The sequence below is a fragment of the Pseudomonas sp. G1002 genome (genome assembly GCF_013385455.1).
Lineage (GTDB): Bacteria > Pseudomonadota > Gammaproteobacteria > Pseudomonadales > Pseudomonadaceae > Aquipseudomonas.
This window is the reverse complement of sequence record NZ_JACAPY010000061.1, coordinates 10,529-13,709: the sequence shown is the minus strand read 5'-3', so window position 1 is coordinate 13,709 and position 3,181 is coordinate 10,529. Positions and strand designations below refer to the sequence as shown.

Below are 3,181 nucleotides of genomic sequence, written 5' to 3'. Positions count from 1 at the left end.
AGCCAGCTCCCACACTGGATTTTTGTAGCAGCTGGAAATTTAGTTCTGCGGCCGCTGTTTGGTCGAGTCCAGCTCGGCCTTTTTGCCGGTGCTGATCTCGGTGATCTGCGCCGACTTGGCGATCGCGAAATCAAAGGTGTCCTGCATCTTGGCGATGGCATCGGTCGCCGTGCCGTTGAGCCCACCGTTGGCTGCCCAGTCGAAGTTCCACACCCCGGAAAAGTTATCGGCACCGGCCACATCATGGGTTTCGATCGCGGTGAACACGTCGGGATGGCGCTCCATGTACTGGGCCGCAGCGCTCACATCGGCCGGCACCTTGCCCGAGGCATTGCTGGCCAGTTGCGAAAGCTCTTGCTTGGTGATGGCCGACTTGCCCGTTTGGCGCATGTAATCGGCGATGACCTTGCTCGACTTGGAAATATTCAACTTGTCGTCGAATACCGACGTCGAGGCTTTTTGAGTGGTCGGTCCGCCACCGGCGGGTGTTACGGTAGTAGACATCGGCGCTGCTCCCTCAATGAATTGGATGACATCGAAGCCGACGTTAGCATGGGCAATTGGCCATTTATCACCGGCTTCACAACAATTCGCAGCGGCCGGAAAATTTCACAGCGTTTCACCTGCATCCAACTTGGCCAGCAGACTCTGGCCCCGTTGCCACAGCGCGTCCTGTTTGGATTCAGGCATGCGGTCGAGATTTTTATAGAGCATGGCCATGCGCTGATTGCCCCGCAGCAGGTCGCCGTGGCGCATCAGGAAGTGCCAGTAAAGCGCATTGAACGGGCAGGCATTGTCAGCGGTACTTTCCGTGACTTTGTACGCACAGCCTCGGCAGTAGTCCGACATGCGCTTTATATATTGGCCGCTCGAGCAATAAGGCTTGGAACCCAGGTAACCGCCATCGGCATGCATCACCATGCCCAGGGTGTTGGGCAGCTCGACCCAGTCGAACGCGTCCATGTAGATCGCCAGGTACCACTCGCATATCTGGCTGGGCACGATGCCGGCCAGCAGGGCGAAATTGCCGGTGACCATCAGCCGCTGGATGTGATGGGCATAGGCATGTTTCAGGCTTTGGCCGATCGCCTGGCGCATGCAGTTCATTTGCGTCTCGCCCGTCCAGTAGAACTCCGGCAGCGGGCGGCTGTTGCCGAATGCATTGCCAGCGGCATAGTCGGGCATCTTCAGCCAGTACACGCCGCGTACATATTCACGCCAGCCAATCAGTTGGCGGATAAACCCTTCGGCAGCGTTCAGCCCGATGCTGCCCGACCAATAGGCCGCCTCCACATCGCTGCACAGCTGGCGCAGGTCCAGCAGGCCGATGTTCAGCGCTGCGCTGATACGGGCGTGAAACAGGAACGGCTCGTCGCTGGCCATGGCGTCCTGGTAGTCGCCGAAACCCGCCAGGCCATAGTCCAGAAAGTAGTTCCAGAGGGCCTGCGCGTCGGCGTGGGTCACGGGGTAATCGAAGGTGTCGAGGGAACCGTAGTGGCTGCTGAAGTGTTTACCTACCAGCGCCAGCACGTCCTGGGTGATCGAGTCCGAGCTGAAGCGCGCCGGGTAGGGCGCCCTGGTGCCCTTGGGCAATGCCTTGCGGTTGTCCGCATCAAAGTTCCAGGCGCCGCCCACCGGCGTACCGTCACCGTTGAGCAAGAGCCCACTCTTGCGGCGCATCTCCCGGTAGAAGAACTCCATGCGCAGCTGTTTTTTACCGCTGGCCCAAGCGGCGAACGCGTCACGGCTGCACAGGAATCGGTGGTCGGCATGCCACTGGATCGGCAAACCGCAGTCCTTCAGGGATTGCTCCAGGCGCCAGTCACCGCATTCGGTCAGGTGTATTTCCCGGGGTTGCATCAGCGATTGCCAGCGCCTTAACTCGCCGGGCACCGAGCCGGTGTTTTGCGGATCGTCCACGGGCACGTACTGCACCCGCAAGCCACGCTGCTGCAACGCCTGGGCAAAATGGCGCATGGCGCTGAAGACCAGGGCGATTTTTTGCGGATGGTGGGGCACATGGCTGGCTTCCTCCATGACCTCGACCATCAAGACCGCATCACGCTGGCTGTCCAGCCCATCCAATGAGGCCAGGTCAAACGACAACTGGTCGCCCAGCACCAGGCACAGGTTTCGAACTGCCTTGGTCACCACGGCGCTTCCAGGGGAAATGGCGTTCGCAGTGGCTCGATAGCGCCTTCTCGCCGGCCGCACATTTCGTCATGCACGCACTGATGCACCAGGGTGCAGGGAAACGCAGGGACTGCCTGCAACACGTCACGCAAGTGATTGACGGAGCGAAAGTGCATGGGCTTCGCCGACTCGTCCAGCAGCGTGAACTGGCCATGGTCCAGCGTTACGCGCGCCAGATAGAAACCACCTTCCAGCGACAGCAGTTCCATTTCGCGTACAGCGCCTTGGGTGGCCAGTTTGGTCAGGGCTTGCAGGTTCATGGTTCACTCCTTACCGGTCAGGGTTGTGAAGACTGGCGACGGAAGAACAACGTCACCTGGCCGACTTCCACACCCAACTTGGACATGCTGGAGCGGTTGATCAGCGTGTCTTCGTCCATCAGGTACATCCAATCGTCGAGGCTCACTTCGTAGACGGATCCATCAACCGGCAGGTTCAGGACGTAGCGCCAGCGCAGTGCGTTGCCGGCTACTTCGCCTTTGGCTTCACCGACCACGTCGTCGGCGCGGCCGCGCCAGTGGTTCGGGCCATCGGGGGTCAGGGTCCAGACGCGCCGCTGGCGAGTACCGTCGCTGTAGAGAAAGCGTTCGTCGAGAATCAGGTTTTCACCCTCGCGGCGGCTGGCGATATTCACTTCGAAACGCTTGGCGACTTCACCTGAGCGCTTTTCGAATATTCCCCAGGCCTTGACGGGCTTGCTGAAGAAGCTCACCAGGTCCAGTTGCGGTTGCTGGTCGGCATAGTGTTTTACATCCACGCTGCCACAACTGCTCAGGCCCAACACCAGGGCCAGCGAAACCAATAGACGGGTCATTGCGGTTCTCCCCGAGAGGGCTTGATACTGCTGATACTTGTACAAAATAATAAAATTGTACAGGTATTTAGCGCATTACCAGGATGTTACCGGCTACCGGCCTGCCCATTTATGGCGGGTATATGCAGCCTCAGGGGACCAAGTGCAGATGATCGTTCCCATGCTCTGCGTGGG

The 3,181-nt window shown here is 59.5% G+C and carries 4 protein-coding genes; all 4 read right to left on the bottom strand.

Annotation, left to right across the window (positions count from 1 at the left end; translation table 11 throughout):
• Positions 1-39: 39 nt before the first annotated feature.
• A complete protein-coding gene (locus HX801_RS31120; RefSeq protein WP_003219875.1) occupies positions 40-504 on the bottom strand; it encodes a hypothetical protein in 465 nt (154 codons plus the stop codon).
• 105 nt (positions 505-609) lie between these two features.
• Positions 610-2,151 carry a cryptochrome/photolyase family protein gene (locus HX801_RS31115; protein WP_177023380.1) on the bottom strand — a complete coding sequence of 514 codons (1,542 nt, stop codon included), beginning with the start codon at positions 2,149-2,151 and terminating at the stop codon, positions 610-612.
• Positions 2,148-2,453, bottom strand: a complete 306-nt coding sequence (locus tag HX801_RS31110; protein WP_177023379.1) for a DUF6482 family protein — start codon at positions 2,451-2,453, stop codon at positions 2,148-2,150. The genes HX801_RS31115 and HX801_RS31110 overlap by 4 nt, the downstream gene beginning before the upstream one ends.
• Positions 2,454-2,470: 17 nt before the next feature.
• Complete coding sequence (locus HX801_RS31105) at positions 2,471-3,007, bottom strand: DUF3833 domain-containing protein (protein WP_177023378.1); 537 nt, start codon at positions 3,005-3,007, stop codon at positions 2,471-2,473.
• Positions 3,008-3,181 lie beyond the last annotated feature (174 nt).